Source organism: Streptomyces sp. 11x1 (genome assembly GCF_032598905.1).
Classification (GTDB): domain Bacteria; phylum Actinomycetota; class Actinomycetes; order Streptomycetales; family Streptomycetaceae; genus Streptomyces.
Window position 1 is genome coordinate 9,411,957 of record NZ_CP122458.1, and the last position, 14,744, is coordinate 9,426,700.

A 14,744-nucleotide genomic window follows, 5' to 3' on the forward strand; every position below is an offset into this window, starting at 1 on the left:
GTCTCTAATGGTGTGAAAGGCGTGAATAAAGCGAAATAGGCAGTTAGCATCGCTCGCGCAAGTCGAAGTCGGAAGAACTCGCCAGGCCGACCCCCGGAGCTGTCCGTGCACGACGCTCACGACACCTCTGCGCAGCCGACCCCGCCCGGCGGGGCGGAGCCGCTGGTGCGTGTCCGTGGCCTCACGAAACGTTTCGGCGGCACCCTCGCACTCGCCGGGGTCGACCTCGACGTCCACGCGGGCAGCGTCCTCGCGCTCCTCGGCCCCAACGGAGCCGGGAAATCCACCCTCATCAAGATCCTCGCCGGAGTCCACCACGCCGACTCGGGCCGGATCACCGTGGACGGACACCCGCTCGGTACCCACGCCGCCGCCCACCGCATGTCCTTCATCCACCAGGACCTCGGCCTCGTGGAGTGGATGACGGTCGCCGAGAACATCGCCCTGAGCACCGGGTACGCGCGCCGCGCCGGACTGATCTCCTGGCGGCGCACCCGGGACCGCTGCGCCGAGGCCCTGGCGCTCGTCGGCGGCGCCGTCGATCCCGACGCGCCGGTCGCCCGCCTGGGCCCCGCCGAACGGTCGCTGGTCGCCATCGCCCGCGCCCTGGCCACCCGGGCCGGGCTCATCGTGCTCGACGAGCCGACCGCCCGCCTCCCCGCCACGGACTGCGCCCGCCTCTTCCGCGTCCTGCGCGCCCTGCGCGACCGAGGCCACGGCATCCTCTACGTCAGCCACCGCCTGGACGAGGTGTACGAGGTCGCCGACTCCTTCGCCGTCCTGCGCGACGGCCGTCTCGTCAGCCAGGGCGCGACGGCGGGTCACAGCCCGCTGCGGCTGGTGCGCGACATCACCGGTGAGGAACCGGCGGGCCCACGCCCCGGCCCGGCACCCGGGCGCCCCCCGGCACCCGGGCGCCCCCCGGTACCGCTCGCCGCCCCGGTGGTGCTCGCCCTCGACGGCGTACGGACCTCCGGCGCCGGACCCGTCGACCTGGAGCTGCGTGCCGGGGAGGCCCTGGCCCTGGTCGGGCTCTCGGGCGCCGGACACACGGAGCTCGGCCGAGCCCTCGCCGGGGCCCGCCCCCTCCTCGGCGGACAGGTCCTGCTCGACGGCAGCCCCTACCGGCCGCGAACCGTCACCGACGCCGTCGCCCGCGGTGTCGCCCTCGTCCCCGGCGACCGGCAACGGGAGGGCTGCCTGCCCGAACTGACCGTACGGGAGAACTTCCTGGCCAACCCCCGCGCGGGGGACGGGCCCCCACCCCACTGGATCGCCCCCCGCAGGGAACGCGCCGCGGCCGCCGCCCTGACCGAACGGTTCTCGGTGCGCCCCCGTGACAGCGAGACGACCATCACCACCCTGTCCGGCGGGAACCAGCAGAAGGTCATGATCGGCCGCTGGCTCCGGACCGGACTGCGCCTGCTGATCCTGGAGGAACCCACCGCGAGCGTCGACGTCGGGGCCAAGGCCGCGATCCACAGCCTCCTGGACGAGGCACGGGCCGGGGGCCTCGCGGTCCTGCTCATCTCCACCGACTTCGAGGAGGTGGCGGGCATGTGCGGGCGCGCCCTGGTCTTCGTCCGGGGAGCGGCGACCGCCGAGCTGAGCGGCCCCGCCCTCACGGTCGCGGGCCTGACCCGGGCGGCCTCGGCCATGCCCCCCTCCGGCACCGCGACGCACCCGTGACCGCCCCGCCGCCCCAGCCCGCACCGCGCCCGCGCCGCCCGCACTCCTCGCACCGGCTCGGCGCCCGAGGCGGCCCCGGCGGGCACCTCGTCGGCGCCTACGGTCTCCTCGGCCTGACCGTCCTGCTCGTCCTGGTCTTCTCCCTGACCCTGCCGCGCACCTTCCCCACCCTGGACACCCTCGACGCGATCCTCTCCACCCAGTCGATCCCGGCCGTCCTCGCGCTCGCCGCCATGGTTCCCATCGTGACCGGCGCGTTCGACCTCTCCATCGGCTACGGCCTCGGACTGGCGCACGTCATGGTGCTGTACCTCGTCGTCGAGGCCGACTGGCCCTGGCCGCTCGCCTGCCTCGCCGTGGTCGTCGGAGGGACGGTCGCGGGCGTCCTCAACGGCGTCATCGTCGAGTTCGGCCGGATCGACTCCTTCATCGCCACCCTCGGCACCGGCAGCATGATGTACGCCGTCACCGGCTGGATCACCGACGGCGGCCGGATCGTCCCGGGCCCCCAGGGCCTGCCGCCCGCCTTCACCGACCTCTACACCTCCACCTTCCTCGGGCTTCCGGTCCCCGCCTTCTACGTGCTGGCGCTCACGGTCGCCCTCTGGCTGGTGCTGGAGCGGCTGCCGATCGGGCGGTACCTGTACGTCGTCGGCTCCAACCCGCGCGCTGCCGACCTCGTCGGCATCCCCGTCCGCACCTACACCGTCTGCGCCTTCGCCACGTCCGGCCTGATCGTCGGCTTCGCGGGGGTGCTCCTCGCGGCCCAGCAGCAGATCGGCAATCCGAGCGTCGGCCTCGACTATCTGCTGCCCGCCTTCGTCGGAGCCCTCCTCGGCTCCACCGCCATCAGACCGGGCCGTCCCAACGCCCTCGGGACCCTCGTGGCCGTCGCCGTCCTCGCCGTCGGCCTCACCGGCATCGCCCAGATGGGCGCCGACTTCTGGACGGTGCCGCTCTTCCACGGCGGCACCCTGCTCCTCGCCGTCGGCCTGGCCGGCTACACCGCCCGCCGCCGACTACGCACCGGCGCCTTCACGTCCCGCACCGCCCCCGCCGCACCACCGGAAGCGCCGCCGGCACCGCCTCCGGACGGCACCTCGAAGGACGGGGGCCGATGAACTCCCTCCACTCCCGCGCCCCCGCACCGCCGCCGACGGACCGGGCGTGCGAGGGGCCGACGCCGTCGCCGATCGGAGGTCGGGACTCCCCGGCCGAGGTCCGGGGCGCGGACCGCGACCGAGGTCCCGGGGCTCTGGTCCCCTGCCAAGCCCTCGGCCCGCGCCCCGTCCCGGCCACCGCCCCGCCGCCGACCGGAGGTCGGGACGACCGAGGCCCAGAGCCCGCGGACGTCGACCAAGGCCCCGGGCTCCGGCCTCAGCCAGGCCGCGAGGTGCGGACCACCCCTGACTCCGGCCCCGGACCGCCCCTGACCCAGGCCCGGACCGTCCAGGCCCCGGATCACCCCGGCCACAGACCCCGGCAGCGTTCCCGCTCGTCCCTCCGCGAGGAGTCCCCGTGCACCACAACCGCAAGGCCTGCTCCGGTACCCTCCGGGCCCGTCGTACGGCGGCCGCCCTGCTGACCGCGGCGGCCACCGCCGTGCTCGGCGGCTGCGAACGCGGATCGTCCGGCGACCCGGAGTCCTCCGCCACCGGCACGAGCGGCTGCCCCGCGGTGCAGGCGAGGGCCGAGGCCGCCGTCGAACGGGCGGAGCGCGACGACGTCCCCTGGAACGGCCCGACCACCGGGCCCAGGGCCGTGACCGGCAGAACCCTCGTCTACGTCGCCCAGACCATGACCAACCCGGGAGTCGCGGGCGCCGCCGCGGGCGTACGGGAGGCCGCGGGGGTCGTCGGCTGGGACCTGCGGGTGATCGACGGCGGAGGCACGCCCGCCGGCATCCAGGCCGCGATGAGCGAGGCCGTGGCGCTCCGCCCCTCCGGCATCGTCATCGGCGGCTTCGACCCCAACTCGACCTCGCAGCAGATCACGCGGGCCGAGCAGGCCGGCATCCCGCTCATCGGCTGGCACGCGGTCGCCGCCCCGGGCCCCAGCGAACGCCCCGCTCTCTTCACCAACATCACCACCCAGGTCGAGGACGTCGCGCGGATCAGCGCCCGCTGGGTCATCTCGACCTCGAACGGCGACGCGGGGGCCGTGATCTTCACCGACGCCTCCATCCCCTTCGCCAAGAACAAGTCGGAGCTGATCAGGAAGGAACTGGCCACCTGCTCGGGCGTGGACCTCCTGGCCTACGTGAACATCCCGATCCCCGACGCCAGCAGCCGCACGCCCCGCGAGGTCTCCTCGCTGCTCTCCCGGTTCCAGGACCGCTGGACCCACTCGGTCGCCATCAACGACCTGTACTTCGCCGACGCGGCCCCTGCCTTCCGCGCGGCCGGCAAGGACGGCTCGGGCCCGCCGTTCAACATCGGTGCCGGGGACGGCGACCCCTCCGCCTTCCAGCGTGTCGACAGCGACCAGTACCAGGCGGCCACCGTCCCCGAACCGCTCACCCTGCAGGGCTGGCAGATCGTCGACGAGTTCAACCGCGCCTTCTCCGGCAGCCCCGCCAGCGGCTATGTGGCGCCCGTCCACATCAGCACGGCCGACAACAGTGACGGCGCCACGAGCTGGAACCCGTCGGGCTACCGGGAGGGGTACCGCAAGATCTGGGGCAGGTGACGCCGCCGAGACCCGTCGGCAGGGCGCCGGGCGGACCGTGGCGGCCCGCCGGTCACAGCCGCAGGACGATCAGCGCGGTGTCATCGGTGGTGCCGGCCGACGGCAGCAGATCCGCCAGCAGGGCGTCGGCCAGCGTCTCCGGGTCCTTCTCGCGGTGGTGGGCCAGGGAGGCCGCGAGGCGTTCCAGACCGCTGTCGATGCTCTCCGTACGGCGCTCGATCAGTCCGTCCGTGTACAGCACCAGGGTGGAGCCCTCGACGAAGGACATGCGGGCCTGGGGCCGCGGGACCTGGACGGGGCGGGCGGCGAGCGGCGGGTCGGTGGCGCCGTCGAGGAAGGTGACGGTGCCGTCGGGACGCACCAGCGCGGGCGGCGGATGGCCCGCGCAGCTGTAGGTGATGGTGTGGTCGGTCCAGTCGATGAAGGTCGTCACGACGGTGGTCGACTCGGCGCCGTCGACGGAGCGGGCGTAACGGTCGAGGGCCTCCAGGGCCTGGGCCGGACCGTCCGCGACACGCGTGGCCCCGCTCAGGGCGCTGCGCAACTGCCCCATGGCACAGGCGGCGGCCAGACCGTGGCCGACGACGTCACCGACGGCCACCGCGAGACCCTCGCCGTCCAGCCCGACCAGGTCGTACCAGTCGCCACACACGTTCAGCGCGCCGATGGCGGGCCGGTAGCGCACGGCGGCGTCGTGCGACCCGGTGGGGCCGGGCGGGGGCAGCATCGCCGCCTGCAGCGCCAGCGCCACCTCGCGCTCATGGGCGTGCGCCGTGCGCAGACGTTCGTTGACCTCCTGCAGTTCGCGGGCGCGGGTGTAGAGCTCGGCCTCCAGCACCCGGGCCCGGCCGTCCTCGCCCGGACCGAGGGAACCGCCCCGAACGTCACCGCCGGCGCCGCCCCGGGCGCGGATGAGTTCGGTGACCTCCTCCACGCGGTGCACGATCAGGACCACCTTGCCGTCGGAGCCCAGGACAGGGGCGTTGACGGGGCTCCAGTAGTGCTCCTGCCAGAGGCCGGGCCGCTGCGGGTCCTCGATGTCGTAACGGAGCAGCGCCATCGTGTCGCGCTCCCCGGTGGCCACGGTGCGCAGCATCGACGCCTCCGTCTCCCGCATGCCGGCGGCGGCCGGTTCGTTCGGGTTCTCGGGGAAGACGTCGAAGATGTAGCGCCCGAGCAGCTGCTCGCGGCTGCGGCCGGCCAGCCGAAGGAAGTCGTCGTTGGCGTCGGCGTACACCAGATCGGGCGTGAGCAGCGCCACCATGCCGGGCAGGGCCCGGAAGACCTCCGCATAGTCGATATGCGGTTCCCTCATGTCCAGCCTGCCTTGGCGCCGAGCGTCGGTGTGTCGTTCCACGATAGGCGCGAACCGGCCGCCGGACCCGCCAGTCGGCGGCACAGGTACCGGAACCTTCCCGATCCGCCACGTGGGGGTCCCACGAAAGAGTGGTGCGCGCCGCGGACCGGCCCGATCCGCTCGCCTGCCCGGGCGGCGGATCGGGCCGGTCCGGCCCGTCAGAAGACGCCCGGGCCGGGAGTCAGCACGCCCCGCGGGTCGAAGCGGGTCTTCCACGACGCGAACCGCTCCCAGTCCGCGCCGTAGTGCGCCCGCCAGTCGGCCGCCGTGAACGCGCACGCGCCGTGCGGGTAGCGCACTCCGCCGACGGCCGCCGCATCCTGGTAGAAGCGGTAGTTGCGGTCCGTCATCCGGGAGGCGAAGTCGGGGTCGGGGCCGGACCGGGCGGCGTCGGTGAGCACGCTGACCAGCCAGACCCAGGGGCCGCCGGTGTCGTCGGGCAGCCGCAGCAGCGGTCGGCCGTAGCTCGCGCGCAGCATCGGGAAGACGAGGCCGAAGCCGGTCGGGCCGAGGTCCTCGGCGGTCAGCGACGGGAACACCGACGCGACGTACTCCTCGACGGCGTCGTCCGGCAGGAAGAGGTCCGACCAGGGCTTGACCTTCGCGTCCCAGTCCAGGTTCGCCGCGAACGCGTCGTACATGTCGGTGACCAGGGATATGTACTCGAGATAGGTGTAGTCCTCGAAGGCGGCCAAGGCCGCGGCGGGGCTGAGCCCGCGCAGGAGGTGGGACGCGTCGGGGGTGTCGCCGGGGTTGTGGAAGACGGTGGCCCACAGGACCAGGGGCTGCGCCGTGCCGGGCTGCGGAATGCTGCCGAGCGAGTCGAACTCGCCCCGGTTCGCCAGGACTCGGATGTCCTGGAAGAAGGTCGGGATGTCGGGGTAGCCGATCCGGTAGGTGCGGGCCAGCCGCTTGGCCGGCACCAGGCCGACGGTGGCCCGGGTGATGACGCCGCACTGTCCGAGTCCGGCGAGTGCCGCCTCGAACAGGTCGCTGTTCTGCGTGTCGGTGCACCACCTCGACCGGCCGTCGCCCGTGACCACCTGGAGCCGCCGGGTGTGATCGACCTGCGCGCCGACCCGGTAGGACGACATCATCCCGATGCCGCCCATGGACAGGGTCCCGCCGATCGTCGTCTTGGTGTAGCTGGTGATCGACGCCGGGGTGAGGCCCTCCTCGTACGCGGCCTCGATCAGGTCCTTCCACAGCACACCGGCGTCGACGTCGGCGCCGTCCGGGCCGATCGAGTGGATCGTGTCCAGTGACCGCATCTCGACGACCAGGCCCCCGCTCACGAGGGGTTGGCCGAACATCGCGTGGTGGGCACCGGCCGGGGCGACCGGGATGCCGTGATCGGCACAGAAACCGACCATCTTCCTGATGTCGCGCACCGATCCGGGCCGCAGCACCGCGCACGGTGTCCGGAACACGATGTTGCCCTGGTCGTGCGCGTTCGCCGCGAGCGACTCCGCGTCGAAGACGAGCGTCCCGTCGAGGGACGGGGCGGCGGCGAAGGACGTGCCGTCCGCTGCCGCGGCCTCGGTCACCCACTGCCGGGTGAGCAGATCAAAACCGGCCACGAGTGCCAGGGTTCCGGCTCCGAACCTGGCCAGGAACTGCCGTCTGCCGACGGAACCGCTAGGTCTTTCTGTCATGACAGCCTCCGTGATGTCGACGCGGCGGATCGTCGGCACGCCGCGCCGGGTCTGTCGTCCTGCCGGGGGCGGGAGTCGGTGCGCGACCGGTGCTCGACCGAACCGGCGCGCTGACCCTCCGTGATCCTCATCACCAAGAGCGATCTCCCCCTGACAATCCGCTTACGGCTCATCATGACTTCTCGCAGGCCCCTCGCGCGATGGGATCAGGCGAGCCGGAGGCGCTCGCCGGGGCGGTGGGAGTGCTCGCAGAAGTGGATTTGGCGCGAGGCGCGACAGAAAGCCCTATTCGGCCTTACTCGTGTGAGCGTCGCGGGGCTCAACCTGCTCAAGGACGGCCCAGGTTGACGGCCCGTCACCAGGTTGAGTGATGATACGATCACCGCACTTACCGAACGGACGGATAGGTGCAAAAGGAGCACCTCTCGCCATTCGTGGAGGCCTGGGTGGCAACCCCGGAGTGGCTGGCCTTCGGTCTGTGTGAATTGACGGAAATTCAGTAGCTGGCCATCGGCCGCCTGAAGAGGGTCTCATGACGCAATACATACAAAATCCGGCGCTCTGGGCACTCATTGTCGTAACCCTTGCCGCCGTCGCCCTGATCATTCGTCAGCGACGGGCGGCGCGAGCATTACGACAGGAGATCGCAGGGCTCAGAAATCACTACGGTGAATTGGAGAGCCAATACTCGGACTCCGTCCGCGCGGCCCAGCAGGAAGCCGAAGGTGAGACGAGGACGGCCCTGAAGTCCGCGATGCGGACCCTGCAGGGTCTCGCCGCGGAGCAGCAGCGCATCATCTCCGGGCTGCAGCGCAAGTACGGCGACTCCGTCATGCTCCAGGACCTCCTGGAGATCGACCACATGAACGCGCAGTTCGGCCGGCGTGCCCAGTCCATCGCCGTGCTGTGCGAGGGCTGGCTCGGCCGCCACCGCGACGTGGCCTCGGTCTACGACGTGGTCCGCAGCGCCCAGGGCAGGATCCGCCACTTCCAGCGGGCCCACATCCTGTCCAAGGTCGACTTCGGCGTCACCAGCCGGGCCGTCGAACCGGTGGCGCTGGCCCTCGCGGAGCTCCTCGACAACGCGACCAGCTACTCCAGCCCGGACACCGTCGTCGAGATCAACGTCCGCTCCGTGCCCAAGGGCGTCTGCATCATCGTGGACGACGCCGGTGTCGGCATGAACGAGGAGGAGAAGGCGAGGGCCGAGAAGCTCCTGACGAGCGAGCGCGTCACGGGTGTCTCGGGGCTCGGTAACCCTCCGCAGTTCGGTTTCGCGGTGATCGGTGTGCTCTGCGAGCGGTTCGGCTTCACGGTGTCGGTGGACTCCACCTCCCCCTACGGAGGTGTGCGGGCGGTCGTGCTGCTGCCCGACGAGCTGCTCACCGCGATGCCGGAGCCCAAGCAGCCCGCGGTGCCGGTGGATTCGGCCCCGCCGCGGGAGGTCCCGGCTCCCGTGGAGGTCGGGCCGTCCGTGTACGACACCGCCTCCGAGTCCTCGCTGCCCGTGGGCACGACCGAGGACGGTCTGCCCAAGCGGCGTCGCAAGCGGCCGATGGCCCTGGTCTCCAACGGCCCGTCCGCCGCCCCGGCTCCGCGGCGCCGCAGCGAGGACACGGCAGCGATCATGGCCGCCTTCAAGCAGGGCACGGACGCCGGTCGCGCCACTCACCCGGAGGCGGGGGAGCGGTCGAGCGGCCCCCATGACGCAAGCAGCGAAGGGCACGAGGTCCAATGAACAACGATCTTTCATGGATGCTTGACAGCGCCCTGGAGATCCCCGGAGCTCTCCACGCGGTTCTGGTCTCCTCCGACGGGTTGCTGAGGGCCCGTTCGAAGGGAGTGGGCAAGGACGACGCGGACAAGGCCGCCGCCGCGATGAGCGGTATGCAGTCGCTGAGCCGGTCACTCGCGTTCTTCTGCTCCCGCTCGGATCTGCGCTGGCAGCAGACCCTGGTCGAGTTCGACGGCGGCTGGATCTTCCTGATCTCGGCCGGGGACGGCGCCTACCTCGCGGTGTCTGCCTCCTCCGACGTCGACATGGCCGACATCACCTTCCGGATGCAGCAGCTCGTCGGACAGCTGGGCAAGGTCATGACCGCTCCGCCCAGGGAGAGCAGCGTGATAGGGCCATGACCGATTCCGACAGGCATGAGCACGAGGCCGCCGAGTTAGTACGGCCGTATGTCATCACCGGTGGCCGCAGCCTCCCCGGCGAGAGTCAGTTCTCCCTGATCACCCTGGTCACGGCGGTCGCCGACCAGCAGCAGCGACCCGCGCGCCTCTCGCCCGAGGAGCAGGACCTGCTGCGCATGTGTGTCGGCGGTTACCTCTCCGTCGCCGAGATCGCGGGGCACATCCAACTGCCGGTGGGAGTGGTGAAGATCCTGCTGGCCGCGCTCTCCGAGGCCGGCTATCTCGTCACCCGTCCGCCGGAGACCCGTGCTCCCGTCGCCAACCTGAAGATTCTCGAGGAGGTGCTCAATGGTCTCCAGTCCAAGTTTGGATGAACGGGCGTACGTCCCGGGCGGAGAGACGCAGACCGCCGTGAAGATCCTGGTCGTCGGGCACTTCGCGGTGGGCAAGACCACGTTCATCGGGTCGATCTCCGAGATCTCGCCGCTCTCCACCGAGGAGACGATGACGCAGGCGGGCGAGGCGATCGACGACCTCAAGGGCGTCCAGGGCAAGACCACCACCACGGTCGCCATGGACTTCGGCCGCCTCACCGTCAGCGACCGTGTCGTGCTGTATCTCTTCGGCACACCCGGCCAGCAGCGCTTCGTACAGATGTGGGAGGACATGGCACGCGGCGCCCTCGGGGCGCTGGTGCTGGTCGACCCCGAGCGGCTGGCCGACTCCTTCGCCGTGATCGACCTGATCGAGCAGTACGGACTCGACTACGCGATCGCGGTCAACCATTTCGACGGTACGTCGATACGTGACGCGAGGGCGCTGCGCGAAGCGCTGGATCTCCTCGACGACACCCCCATCGTCACCTGCGACGCGCGGGACGAACGGTCGTCGGCCGAGGCTCTGATCACGCTCGTCCGCTACTTGATGGACCGCGCCCGATAGGAGCAGAGCAGACATGACCCCCGACCCCACCCTTCCCTCACCCCCGCCCGGCTGCCCGGCCCACGACAGCGGACGGCGCATCCCGCTGTACGGACCGGAGTACGCGGCCGATCCGCAGGCGTACTACGCGTACATGCGGCACTACGGACCGAGCGCGCCCGTCGAGATCGCGCCCGGCGTCGACGCGACCCTCGTCACCGACCACGCGACCGCGCTGAAGCTGCTGCAGGACCCCGGCAACTTCCGCAAGGACGCACGCCGTTGGCGAGACGTCGCCGAAGGCAAGGTCGGCCCGGAGAGCCCGGTCGTCCCGATGCTGGGCTACCGTCCCAACGCGATGTTCACCGACGGCGCCGAGCACGCGCGGCTCCGGCAGGCGATCACCGACAGCCTGGCCAAGGTCGACTCCCGCCGGATCAGCGACATGACCAAGCGGGCCTCCGACTACCTCCTCTCCCAGGTCTCCGGCCGCGGCTCCATCGACCTGATGAACGACTACGTCAAGCAGTTGCCGCTGCTCGTGTTCAACGAGCTCTTCGGCTGCCCGGCGGACATCGGCGACCGGGTCGTCTTCGGCATCTCCGGAGTCTTCGAGGGCGTCAACGCCGAGAAGGCCAACCAGGTGCTGGGCCAGGCCGTGTTCGAGCTGGTGGCCCTCAAGCGCGCCCGCCCGGCCGACGACGTCACCTCGTACCTGATGCGGCACGAGGCGCGCCTGACCGACGAGGAGCTGGTCCACCAGCTGATCCTGCTCCTCGGTGCGGGCGCCGAGCCGCTGCGCAACCTCATCGGCAACACCCTGCACCGGCTGCTCCTGCACGACCGGTACGCCGACGGCGGGCTGATCGAGGAGGCCATCGACGACACGCTGTGGGAGAACCCGCCCATGGCGAACTACGCGCCGCACTACCCCGCGGCCGACATGGAGTTCGGCGGTACCGAGCTGCGGGCGGGCGATCTCGTCCTGGTCAGCATGACGGCCGCCAACACCGACCCGGCACTTGTGGCGGCCGGTCAGACCGGCGGCAGGCGGGCCCACCTGTCCTGGAGCGCCGGCCCGCACGCCTGCCCCTCCAAGGAACTCGCCCGGCTCGTCACCATGGTGGCCATCGAGAACCTGCTGAACCGCCTGCACGACATCGAACTCGCGGTCCCCGAGGACAGCCTGACCTGGCGTCCGGGCCCCTTCCACCGCGCACTGGCTGCGCTACCCTGCCGCTTCACCCCGCAGGTCGTCCAGCGCCCGGTCCCGCCCCGCGCGACGGAACCCTCCGCACGCGAGGAGAACGCCCCGGCGGGCCGGAAGGCGGAGCGTGGCGTATGGGGCTCCTTCCTGCAGTGGTTGAAGGGGTGACGCAGACAACAGTCTGCGACAGCTGGTACTGCATGAGTGTTCAACCAAAGGGGTAGTAACGCGGCGGCATTCGTGGTGACCATTGAACAAAGGGAGGTGTCGTGGACCACATATCCATCGACGCCGCTTCTGCTCGACATCCGGATCTGATCCGCCGCTCCCAGCGAGACATCGACTTACACCGCGCGGAGACCAGGGGCGTGACCCGCCACCAGTCGCCGCGACACGAGATACCCGCCCAGGCCGGCGGGTATCTTTCTGTGTCCCCGCACACCCTCCGCCGCCGGGGGACAACGGCCGCGCCCGCGTACTCCGAGCAGCGGCGGGAGACGTGGTGAGCCCCCTCGGATCCGGCTCCGGGGACGCCCCCGGGGACCGGACGCTCGGCGCTCTGGTGTCCGGCCAACTGCTGCGGCTGTGCGAGGCGTCGGGGCTCGGCAGCGGCGACGCGCGGAACTACGCGCGTCTACTGACCGATTCGCTGGGGGCGGTGGCCGAACGGCCCCTCGACCTGCCGCCCCCGTCCCTCAGTTTCCTGTCCGACGACTCCACCCCGGTGGAGTTCTCGCTCTCCCTCACACCGGACGCGCACCCGGCGATCAGGGTGCTGCTGGAACCGGGATGCGGGGCCGGCGGTCTGCGGGACAACGGTCTCGAAGGTCTGCGCGCCGTCCGTGCGATGGCACGGCGCTGGGGCTTCGCCACCGACCAACTCGACGTGCTGGAGGACCTGTTCCTCCCCACCGACCCGCAGGGCCTCCTGGCGCTGTGGATCGCGCTGGAGCTGCGTCCCGGTGGCGTCCCCAAGATCAAGGTGTACCTGAACCCGTCGGCGTCCGGCGAGGAACGGGCCGCCGAGACGGTGCGGACGGCCCTGGACCGGCTGGGCCACCGGCACGCCTTCGACGCGCTGCCGCCGGCCGACGGCTACCCGTTCTTCGCGCTCGACCTGGGGGACTGGGCGGCACCCCGCGTGAAGATCTACACCGCTCACCGCGACCTGGCGGTGAGGGACGTCGGCGGGCTGTGCCGGATGGAATCCGGCCCCGACCGTACGACGTTGGAGGAGTTCCTGCGCACGGTGGGCGGCTTCGAGGAGGGAAGGGACGGCTACCGGGCCCGGCCGGAGGCCCGGTTCGACCGGCGGCCCGTCCTGTCCTGCCATTCCTTCACCCGGACGACCGGAGGGCCCACCGGCTTCACCCTCCATGTCCCGGTCAGGGACTACGCCCGCGACGACGCGGAGGCACTGCGCCGCGCCGGGGCCGTCCTCGGCCGCCACGGGATCGACCCCGGCGCGCTCGACCGGCCGCTGGCCGCCGTCACCGGACGCCCGCTGACGGACGGGGTGGGGCTCGTCGCGTACGTGGCCCTCGCCCACGAGCAGCACAAACCGGCCCGGGTGACCGCGTACATCTCCTCGGAGGCCTACGCCGTCCGCCCGCCGAACGGCCGCCCGTACAACGATCACGAACCATTCAGCACCACGTCAGGAGCAAGAACCCCTATGGAGCCCTACCGCATCAAGGTCGTCGAGCCCATCGCGCTCACCACGCGGGAACAGCGTGAGGCGGCGCTGGAACGGGTGCACTACAACCTCTTCGACCTGCGCGCCGAGGAGGTGACCATCGACCTGCTCAGCGACTCGGGCACCGGCGCCATCTCGGCCGCCCAGCTGGCCGCGGGCATGGAGGGCGACGAGTCGTACGCGGGCTCGCGCTCCTTCTACCGCTTCCACGAGACCGTGACGGAACTGACCGGCTACCGGCACATCCTGCCCGCACATCAAGGGCGCGCCGCCGAACGCATCCTGTTCAACACGCTCCTGGAGCCGGGCGGCATCGTCCTGGCCAACACGCACTTCGACACGACCCGGGCCAATGTCGAGCTTTCCGGGTGTCAGGCCCATGACATCCCGTGCGTGGAGGCCCGCGACCTGGACAGCGAGGTGCCGTTCAAGGGCAACATCGACCTGGACAGGCTCCGGCAGACGCTGGAGGGCCCGGACGGCTCCCGGGTCCGCGTGGTGATCATGACGATCACCAACAACGGCGGCGGAGGCCAGCCGGTCTCCATGGAGAACCTCAAACAGACCGCCGAGATCTGCCGCCGGCACGGTGTCCCGATGATCCTGGACGCCGCCAGGTTCGCCGAGAACGCCTGGCTGGTGACCCGTCACGAGGAGGCCTACCGGGGGCACACCCCGCGCCAGGTCGCCGAAGAAGCCTTCCGTCTCGCCGACGGCTGTGTGATGAGCGCCAAGAAGGACGGCATCGTCCACATCGGCGGCTTCATCGGGCTCAACGACCCCGAACTCGCCGAGAAATGCGAACGCCTCCTCATCGCCACCGAGGGCTTCGCCACCTACGGCGGTCTCGCCGGCCGCGACCTCGACATGATGGCCACCGGTCTGCTGGAGGTCACCGAGCCCGCCTACCTCGCCGAGCGCGCCGACGTCGCCTCCCATCTCGCCGACCGCGTCCGCGCGGCGGGCGTCGACCTGCTCGAACCCCCCGGCCTGCACGCCCTCTACCTCAACGCGGGCCGTCTGCTCCCGCACATACCGCCCCACCACTACCCGGGCCACGCCCTCGCCTGCCGCCTCTACCTCGAAGGCGGCATCCGCTCGGCCGAGCTCGGTTCCCTCTACCTCGGCGAGGAGGACGAGGACGGCAACCCCGTCAAGAGCGCCCCGTACGAACTGGTCCGGCTCGCGCTCCCGCGCCGGGTCTACACCCGCAGCCACTACGACCACGTCGGCAGGACCCTGGAACGCATCGCCAAGGAGAGCGAGTCCGTCCACGGCTACCGCATCGTCGAGCAGTCCCCGATCCTGCGGCACTTCCGCGCCAAACTGCAGCCGGTGACCGGCTGAGCCGACGGTGGTCGCCCCGCGCCCGTGCGGGGCGACCACCGTCGGGCC

11 protein-coding genes are annotated in these 14,744 nt (G+C 71.4%); 9 read left to right on the forward strand and 2 right to left on the reverse strand.

The features are described 5' to 3' along the window. The first annotated feature begins 105 nt into the window (after positions 1-105). From P8T65_RS41400 to P8T65_RS41410, 3 genes are all read left to right on the forward strand, one after another. The gene (locus tag P8T65_RS41400; protein WP_316730571.1) at positions 106-1,689 is read left to right on the forward strand and encodes a sugar ABC transporter ATP-binding protein; all 1,584 of its coding nucleotides are present in this window, start codon (positions 106-108) and stop codon (positions 1,687-1,689) included. After that, a complete protein-coding gene (locus P8T65_RS41405; RefSeq protein ID WP_316730572.1) occupies positions 1,686-2,810 on the forward strand; it encodes an ABC transporter permease in 1,125 nt (374 codons plus the stop codon). The genes P8T65_RS41400 and P8T65_RS41405 overlap by 4 nt, the downstream gene beginning before the upstream one ends. Positions 2,811-3,207: 397 nt before the next feature. Continuing rightward, on the forward strand, positions 3,208-4,377 hold the full coding sequence (locus P8T65_RS41410; protein ID WP_316730574.1) for a substrate-binding domain-containing protein: 1,170 nt from the start codon (positions 3,208-3,210) through the stop codon (positions 4,375-4,377). Between the two features lie 52 nt (positions 4,378-4,429). Here the strand turns inward: P8T65_RS41410 and P8T65_RS41415 are convergent, their stop codons facing one another. Then, complete coding sequence (locus P8T65_RS41415; RefSeq protein WP_316730575.1) at positions 4,430-5,692, reverse strand: SpoIIE family protein phosphatase; 1,263 nt, start codon at positions 5,690-5,692, stop codon at positions 4,430-4,432. A gap of 200 nt (positions 5,693-5,892) precedes the next feature. Next, a complete protein-coding gene (locus tag P8T65_RS41420) occupies positions 5,893-7,389 on the reverse strand; it encodes an FAD-binding protein (protein WP_316730577.1) in 1,497 nt (498 codons plus the stop codon). A 532-nt stretch (positions 7,390-7,921) separates the two neighbouring features. Between P8T65_RS41420 and P8T65_RS41425 the strand changes: the two genes are divergently transcribed. The 6 genes from P8T65_RS41425 to P8T65_RS41450 all read left to right on the forward strand — a co-directional run bounded on the left by P8T65_RS41425 (position 7,922) and on the right by P8T65_RS41450 (position 14,696). Further along, complete coding sequence (locus tag P8T65_RS41425; protein ID WP_316730579.1) at positions 7,922-9,127, forward strand: ATP-binding protein; 1,206 nt, start codon at positions 7,922-7,924, stop codon at positions 9,125-9,127. Then, the gene (locus tag P8T65_RS41430; protein ID WP_316730580.1) at positions 9,124-9,525 is read left to right on the forward strand and encodes a roadblock/LC7 domain-containing protein; all 402 of its coding nucleotides are present in this window, start codon (positions 9,124-9,126) and stop codon (positions 9,523-9,525) included. The genes P8T65_RS41425 and P8T65_RS41430 overlap by 4 nt, the downstream gene beginning before the upstream one ends. Continuing rightward, positions 9,522-9,899, forward strand: coding sequence for a DUF742 domain-containing protein (locus tag P8T65_RS41435; RefSeq protein WP_184896998.1), 378 nt, complete (start codon positions 9,522-9,524; stop codon positions 9,897-9,899). Before P8T65_RS41430 ends, P8T65_RS41435 begins: the two co-directional genes overlap by 4 nt. After that, entirely contained in the window at positions 9,874-10,467 is a 594-nt protein-coding gene (locus tag P8T65_RS41440) for an ATP/GTP-binding protein (protein WP_013005331.1), read from the forward strand. Before P8T65_RS41435 ends, P8T65_RS41440 begins: the two co-directional genes overlap by 26 nt. 13 nt (positions 10,468-10,480) lie before the next feature. Beyond that, on the forward strand, positions 10,481-11,821 hold the full coding sequence (locus P8T65_RS41445; RefSeq protein ID WP_184897000.1) for a cytochrome P450: 1,341 nt from the start codon (positions 10,481-10,483) through the stop codon (positions 11,819-11,821). A 334-nt stretch (positions 11,822-12,155) separates the two neighbouring features. After that, complete coding sequence (locus P8T65_RS41450) at positions 12,156-14,696, forward strand: tryptophanase (RefSeq protein WP_316730585.1); 2,541 nt, start codon at positions 12,156-12,158, stop codon at positions 14,694-14,696. Positions 14,697-14,744: the final 48 nt, after the last annotated feature.

What these genes read in the sequence shown, in the direction of transcription:
- P8T65_RS41430 (WP_316730580.1), top strand. Translation starts at nt 9,124, where the DNA reads ATGAACAACGATCTTTCATGGATGCTTGACAGCGCCCTGGAGATCCCC.
- P8T65_RS41415 (WP_316730575.1), bottom strand. Translation starts at nt 5,692, where the DNA reads ATGAGGGAACCGCATATCGACTATGCGGAGGTCTTCCGGGCCCTGCCC.
- P8T65_RS41425 (WP_316730579.1), top strand. Translation starts at nt 7,922, where the DNA reads ATGACGCAATACATACAAAATCCGGCGCTCTGGGCACTCATTGTCGTA.
- P8T65_RS41440 (WP_013005331.1), top strand. Translation starts at nt 9,874, where the DNA reads ATGGTCTCCAGTCCAAGTTTGGATGAACGGGCGTACGTCCCGGGCGGA.
- P8T65_RS41445 (WP_184897000.1), top strand. Translation starts at nt 10,481, where the DNA reads ATGACCCCCGACCCCACCCTTCCCTCACCCCCGCCCGGCTGCCCGGCC.
- P8T65_RS41435 (WP_184896998.1), top strand. Translation starts at nt 9,522, where the DNA reads ATGACCGATTCCGACAGGCATGAGCACGAGGCCGCCGAGTTAGTACGG.
- P8T65_RS41420 (WP_316730577.1), bottom strand. Translation starts at nt 7,389, where the DNA reads ATGACAGAAAGACCTAGCGGTTCCGTCGGCAGACGGCAGTTCCTGGCC.